Source organism: Massilia sp. CCM 8734 (genome assembly GCF_011682155.1).
Lineage (GTDB): Bacteria > Pseudomonadota > Gammaproteobacteria > Burkholderiales > Burkholderiaceae_D > Telluria_A > Telluria_A rubra.
In genome coordinates, this window is record NZ_WHJI01000026.1 from 102720 (window position 1) to 109326 (window position 6607).

Consider the following 6607-nt stretch of genomic DNA (forward strand, 5'->3'; position numbering starts at 1 on the left):
ACCCGGCACACCGGCTGCGATGGGGCGAAAGGAATGCGTAAGCTTAACGACACTAAGCAAGCAAAGCCAGCAAATTGGCGTGTGCTTGCTCGAATTGTGTCAGGCCGGCGCGCAAGAGGTCGTTACCAATTGTATCGAGTGCGATGCCGTGCCGGCCCAGTTGCGTCAATACGGCGCGCGCCTGGTCGACGTCCTCAATGAGCGACAGGCGCGCTTCGCCGTGCTCGCGAAAGGCCGCCAGGGTTGCATCGGGCACCGTATTGACGGTGTCCGCGCCGATCAATTCTTCAACGTAGGTCACGTCGCGCATGGCCGGATCCTTGACGCCGGTGCTGGCCCACAGCAGCCATTGCGGCGTGGCGCCGAAAGCGGTGAAGATGGCAAAGCCGGCGTCGTTCCTGAACTCGTGATACGCCACGCGCGCCGCCGCAATCGCCGCCTTGCCGCGCAGGGCCGCTGCGGCTGGCGGCAGCAGTGCGTCGACGGCGGCGTCGACCCGGCTGATAAACATGCTGGCCACGCTGGCGATGCGCTGCACCGACAGTTTCGCTTCCAGGCGGCGCGCCAGAGCGCGCCGGTGCGCCGCGCGCACGGCGGCCAGCTGGGTGGCGCTGAAAATCAGGGTGACGTTGACGTTGATGCCGGCATAGATCACTTCTTCGAGCGCCGCGATGCCCGCTTCGGTGGCGGGAATCTTGATCATCGCATTCGGCCGGTCGATCGCGGCCCACAGGCGCACCGCATCGGCCACGGTGCCGGCGCAATCGTGCGCCAGGCGCGGCGCGACTTCAAAGCTCACAAAACCGGCGCGGCCGCCGCTGGCGGCGTACAGAGGCGCGAACAGGTCGCACGCGGCCCGCACGTCGGGCAGCGCCAGCGCTTCGAAACGCGCTTCCGGCTCAGGGAAGGCCGCGCGCAGCGCCGGCAGCGCGGCCCGGTAGGCGGGGTCGCTGCGGATCGCGTTATAGAAAATGGCGGGATTCGAGGTCACGCCCTGCACGCCGTCGTCGGCAATCCAGCGCGCCAGTTGGCCCGAGGCGATCAAATCGCGACTGAGGTTGTCGAGCCAGATTTGCTGGCCGAGGCCGGCCACGGCCTTCAGGCGGCTGGCGGATGCACTAAGTTGGTTCATGGCAATTTTCCTGGCGAACTATGTCGTATTGTTGCAACAACTCATGTGGCGAAAATTACGCGTCTTTTTGTGCAGAACCTTGCTCGCCAGGCCCCCTCTGGCCGGGCCGGTGGTATCGCCATGTTCGCTATGCCCGGGATTGCGTATGGCTAGGGAATATTGCGCTGCGCCAAATGGCACAGGCACAGTTTTAGAACTATGCATCAGCACTAATATGTATGGCAAATACGATTTTGCTTCGTCATTTATATGATCGAAATATAAATGAAAACGCAATTACCATGATTTCGGGTCAATTCTTTTCATGCTACGATGCCCAAGCAGCAACAAAATACGGACGGGAGCGCAGTCGCAGCAGGGTGATCAGGGCCATTTTGTGCGCTGCAAGGCGCTTGATAAGCCAGGGTTGGTCCATGCCGATGCGAACCGGGACGCAGGTTTCATCAAATGGTTCATCGACCTAAGGAATTACCTACATGACAATCAAGAGCAAGCAGTTCGCCACCCGTTCGCTGATCGCCCTGGCCGTCGCCAGCGCCTTTCCGTTGCACGTTGCGATGGCACAGGACAAGCCAGCCGAACAAGCCAGGCCGCAAGCCGGCCAGCTGGAAACCGTCATCGTGACCGCGCAGCGCCGTTCCGAGAACATCAAGGATGTGCCGATGGCGATCACCACGCTCAAAGGCGAAAAGCTCGACGTGCTGACCTCGGGCGGGCAGGACATCCGCTTCCTGTCGGGCCGCACGCCAAGCCTGAACATCGAATCCGACTACGGCCGTTCGTTCCCGCGCTTTTACATCCGTGGCCAGGGCAATACCGACTTTGACCTGAACGCATCGCAGCCGGTCGGCCTGGTGGTCGACGACATCGTGCAGGAAAGCCCGATGTTGAAGGGCTTCCCGGTGTTCGACGTCGACCAGGTCGAAGTGCTGCGCGGCCCGCAGGGCACCCTGTTCGGCCGTAACTCGCCGGCCGGCGTGATCAAGTTCGACTCGGCCAAGCCGCAGATCGGCAAGTCCGACGGCTACGCCACCATCGGCATCGGCAACTACCGCGCACGCAACCTGGAAGGCGCGGTCAACCTGCCGATCAGCGACACTGTCGCCGCGCGCATCTCGGTGCAGTCGCAGAACCGCGACGACCGCGTTCACAACGGCCGTCCGGGCAACGGCACCAAGAATTTCGAAGGCTACCACGACGACGCGCTGCGCCTGCAAGTGCTGGTCAAGCCGACCAGCGCCTTCAGCGCCCTGTTCAACGTGCACGCGCGCGACATGGATGGCAGCGCCACCCTGTTCCGCTCGAACATCCTCAAAAAGGGCAGCAATGAACTGGTCGACGGCTTCGAATACGGCCGTTACGACACCGACGGCGTGAACGAGCAGCGCCTCAGCACCGAAGGCGCCAGCATGCGCCTGCGCCTGGACCTCTCCGGCGTGACGCTGCACTCGATCACCGGTTACGAGTCGGCCGACTTCTACAGCCGCGCCGACGTCGACGGCGGCTACGGCGCCGTGTACGCGCAGCCAATGGGTCCGAGCTACGCCAACCAGGCCGCGTTCATCCCGTTCGTGGTCGAAACCGCGGACGTGCTGCCGAAGCACCGCCAGTTCACCCAGGAGTTCCGCGCGGAGTCGGTCAACAGCGGCCCGCTGCAGTGGATCGCCGGCCTGTTCTACTTCAACGAAGACATCCAGATCGACAGCATCAGCTTCGACTCGCTGGCGCCCGGCAATCCGCAGAACCCGTTCTTCGCGACCCAGACCCAGGACACCAAATCGTGGGCGGCTTTCGGTTCGCTGAACTACACCGTGTCCGACAAGTTCAAGCTGCGCAGCGGCCTGCGCTACACCAACGACAAGAAGAACTTCGCCGCCAAGCGCGTCGAGTTGACCACTGCCGGTCCTTTCGGCATCAGCAACGATTCGAAGAACGTCAGCTGGGATATGTCCGGCACCTACGCCCTCAGCGCCGATTCCAACCTGTTCGCCCGCATCGCCACCGGCTATCGCGCACCGAGCATGCAGGGTCGCCTGAACGGCCTGGCCGATCGTCCATCGTTCGCCGAAGCCGAAAAAGTGTTGTCGTACGAAGCCGGTATCAAGCAGGACCTGTTCAACCGCCGCGCGCGTTTGTCGGCCAGCGTGTTCCAGTACCGCGTCAAGGACAAGCAACTGACCGCCGGTTCGGGCCAGATCAACATGAACCAGTTGATCAATGCCGACAAGGTGACCGGGCAGGGCGTGGAGCTGGACTTCCAGGCCAATCTGTCGGACGCATTGCGCATGACCCTGGGCGGCAGCTACAACAACACCGAGATCAAGGATTCGGACCTGTTCGTCCAGACTTGCGGCAATGAGCCGAACACCAAAGGTGTGAACGGTTGCACCCCGACCGGCGTGGCAGGCCCGTTCGCGTACACGCAAAAACTGAACGGCAACCCGCTGCCGCGCGCACCGAAGTGGCAGGGTAACTTCACCTTGCGCTACAGCGTGCCGGTGGCCGATGGCGAATTCTTTGCTTACACCGACTGGGCGTACCGCAGCACCTACAATATGTTCCTGTACGAAGCCAAGGAATACAAAGCCAAGTCGCTGGTCGAAGGTGGCCTGCGCATGGGCTACAAGTGGGATAACTACGAAGTGGCGGCTTTCGCGCGCAACATCACCGACAAGGTGCAGTCGGTCGGCGCGATCGACTTCGACAACCTGACCGGTATCGTCAACGAGCCACGCACCCTGGGCGTGCAGGTTAAGGCGACGTTCTAAGCGTCACCGTAGTCATAGCAGCCCCGCACATCGCAAGGTGTGCGGGGTTTTCTTTTTTGTGCGCACTTCGGGTAAGATTGCCCGGCCCCCTTTGAGGCGCTATCCCCACCGCCGTCGTTCCCGCCGAGGGCCGCCTTGGCGCGGGAACGACGGGTCACTCGGAGAATCCATGCAAACAGCTGTCAACCTGTGGCCGCTCATCGGCGTCGCCGTCATCATCGTCGGCTTCGTGCTGCGCGTGCATCCCGTGCTGGTTGTCGTCGCCGCGTGCGGGGTCACCGGCCTGGCCGTGTCGATGCCGGTCGAAGCGTTGCTCGCCTCGCTCGGCACCGCCTTCATCAAAACGCGCAACCTGCCCATGATCCTGCTGCTGCCGCTGGCGGCCATCGGCCTGCTCGAACGCTTCGGCCTCAAGGAACACGCGCAGGCCAGCATCGCCAAGATCAAATCGGCCACCACCGGCCGCCTGCTGATCGTCTACCTGTTCGTGCGCGAAGTCTCGGCCGCGTTCGGGCTGACCAGTCTTGGCGGCCACCCGTCGATGGTGCGCCCGCTGGTCGCGCCCATGGCCGAAGCGGCCGCCGAAACGCGCAAGGGCAGCATCAGCGACAAGCTGCGCTACCGCATCCGCGCCATGTCGGCCGCCACCGACAACGTTGGCCTGTTCTTCGGCGAAGATGTCTTTGTCGCCTTCGGGGCCATCGTGCTGATGCAAACCATCCTCGCGGCCGAAGGCATCCTGGTCAATCCGCTGCACATGGCGCTGTGGGGCATTCCGACCGCAATCACCGCCTTCATCATTCACGCCTGGCGCCTGCACCGCTTCGACGCCGAGATCGCGCGCGACGGAGGGGCCGCATGATCATCCTGCTCGACTACTTTTACCTGGCGCTGGGCGCCATGCTGGCCGCGTCGGCTGTCATGTCCCTGCGCGACAGGGACAATCCGCGCCGCTATTCGAGTGCGTTGTTCTGGGGCCTGTACGCTGCGGTCTACCTGGTTGGCGAACGGCTGCCGCCGGCGCTGGTGGGCGTGATCATGATCGCGATGGCGCTGATCGCCGGCTTCGGCGGCGTCACCCTCGGCAAATACGGCGTGCGCACGACCGAGGAAAAGACCACCAGCGCGCGCCGCCTCGGTCACCTGCTGTTCATCCCCGCGCTGATCATCCCGGTCGTGACCATGATCGGTTCGACCCTTCTCAAGGATGTGCAGATCGGCGGCCTGCTGCTGCTCGAAACCAAGCACATTACGCTGGTCAGCCTGGGTTGCGCCTCGGTGCTGGCGGTCGGCGCGGCCTGCTGGCTGACCCGTTCCACGCCGCTGCAGGGCATGCGCGAATGGCGCCGCCTGACCGATGCCGTCGGCTGGGCGGTGGTGCTGCCGCATATGCTGGCCGTGCTCGGGCTGCTGTTCGCCGAAGCGGGCGTGGGCAAGGCGGTCGCGCACATCACCACGTCCTACATCAACATGGATTCGCGGTTTGTCGCGGTGGTGGTGTTCTGCGTCGGCATGGCGCTGTTTACCATCATCATGGGCAATGGCTTCGCGGCCTTTCCGGTGATGGCGGGCGGCATCGGCATTCCGGTCCTGGTCCAGCAGTACGGCGCCAACCCGGCGGTGATGGCCGCCATCGGCATGTTCAGCGCCTACTGCGGCACGTTGATGACGCCCATGGCGGCCAACTTCAACGTGGTGCCGGTGGTGCTGCTCGAACTGCCCGACAAGCATGCGGTGATCAAGGCGCAGATACCGACCGCGCTGCCGCTGTTGGTGGCAAATATCTTCCTGCTGTATTTTTTGATGGATCAGAAATGACGAGAACAGTGCTGCTGACGGGCTTCGAGCCGTTCAATAAAGAGACCATCAACCCGGCGTGGGAGGCGGTGCGCACGCTGGCCGGAGTCGAGGGCGATGGCTACCGCGTCGAAGTGCGCCAGTTGCCCTGCGTGTTCGGCGTCGCCGGCGAGGTGCTGCGCGCGGCCATCGACGAGCTGCGGCCGGCGGTGGTGATTGCGGTCGGGCAGGCCGGGGGCAGGGTGGACCTGTCGGTCGAACGCATTGCTATCAATATCGACGACGCGCCCATTCCCGACAACGCCCAGTGCCAGCTGGTCGACCAGCCGGTGGTCGAAGGCGGACCGGCGGCGTACTTTTCGACCCTGCCGATCAAGGCCATCGTGGCGCGCTTGCGCGACAGTGGTCTGCCGGCGTCGGTGTCGCAGACGGCCGGCACTTTTGTATGCAATCACGTTTTCTATAGCCTGATGCACCAGACGGTGGGCCGCGATATCCGGGCCGGCTTCATTCACATTCCGTATTTGCCGCAGCAGGCGGCAGCGCACCCGGGTGCGCCCAGCATGGCGCTGGCCGAGGTGGTGCGGGGGTTGACGATGGCGCTGGAAGTGGCGCTGGCTCCTGGCGCCGACCTGTGTGAAGCCGGCGGCGCAGTCGCCTAGCCTGAATGTTTCATGAACTGCCAGTGCGTTGCTGGCTGGACGATACGAAACCTCGTCGGCAGTGTTTTCGATGGTCGCGGGTAATGGATGCCCTACCCGATTGAACGGGGCATCGAATGGCGCAGTATGCGGTTGAAGGTTGGCGGGTTGGTGGTCAGTTCTCGGCAGACCGGACGTGGCTTGCTCAGGACGAGTTGAGGGACCTGGCCGGTGTCGACAGGTACAGTCGTTCGGTCAAGGTCCGGAGC

At 63.5% G+C, this 6607-nt stretch carries 5 protein-coding genes; 4 read left to right on the forward strand and 1 reads right to left on the reverse strand.

Translation table 11 applies throughout. The features are described 5' to 3' along the window. Positions 1 to 52: 52 nt before the first annotated feature. On the reverse strand, positions 53 to 1132 hold the full coding sequence (gene tal, locus F2P46_RS22410) for a transaldolase (protein ID WP_166894299.1): 1080 nt from the start codon (positions 1130 to 1132) through the stop codon (positions 53 to 55). 476 nt (positions 1133 to 1608) lie between these two features. Between tal and F2P46_RS22415 the strand changes: the two genes are divergently transcribed. The 4 genes from F2P46_RS22415 to pcp all read left to right on the forward strand — a co-directional run bounded on the left by F2P46_RS22415 (position 1609) and on the right by pcp (position 6359). Beyond that, positions 1609 to 3900, forward strand: a complete 2292-nt coding sequence (locus F2P46_RS22415) for a TonB-dependent receptor (protein ID WP_229509398.1) — start codon at positions 1609 to 1611, stop codon at positions 3898 to 3900. Between the two features lie 169 nt (positions 3901 to 4069). Next, positions 4070 to 4762, forward strand: coding sequence for a DUF969 domain-containing protein (locus F2P46_RS22420; protein ID WP_166894301.1), 693 nt, complete (start codon positions 4070 to 4072; stop codon positions 4760 to 4762). Continuing rightward, positions 4759 to 5718, forward strand: a complete 960-nt coding sequence (locus F2P46_RS22425; RefSeq protein WP_166894303.1) for a DUF979 domain-containing protein — start codon at positions 4759 to 4761, stop codon at positions 5716 to 5718. Before F2P46_RS22420 ends, F2P46_RS22425 begins: the two co-directional genes overlap by 4 nt. Next, positions 5715 to 6359: a pyroglutamyl-peptidase I gene (gene pcp, locus F2P46_RS22430; RefSeq protein ID WP_166894304.1), complete on the forward strand. Its 645-nt coding sequence runs from the start codon at positions 5715 to 5717 to the stop codon at positions 6357 to 6359. The genes F2P46_RS22425 and pcp overlap by 4 nt, the downstream gene beginning before the upstream one ends. The last annotated feature ends 248 nt before the right edge of the window (positions 6360 to 6607 follow it).

Excerpts from the sequence above, each read along its gene's own strand:
- F2P46_RS22415 (WP_229509398.1), top strand. The coding sequence starts at position 1,609 with ATGACAATCAAGAGCAAGCAGTTCGCCACCCGTTCGCTGATCGCCCTG.
- F2P46_RS22420 (WP_166894301.1), top strand. The coding sequence starts at position 4,070 with ATGCAAACAGCTGTCAACCTGTGGCCGCTCATCGGCGTCGCCGTCATC.
- F2P46_RS22425 (WP_166894303.1), top strand. The coding sequence starts at position 4,759 with ATGATCATCCTGCTCGACTACTTTTACCTGGCGCTGGGCGCCATGCTG.
- pcp (WP_166894304.1), top strand. The coding sequence starts at position 5,715 with ATGACGAGAACAGTGCTGCTGACGGGCTTCGAGCCGTTCAATAAAGAG.
- tal (WP_166894299.1), bottom strand. The coding sequence starts at position 1,132 with ATGAACCAACTTAGTGCATCCGCCAGCCGCCTGAAGGCCGTGGCCGGC.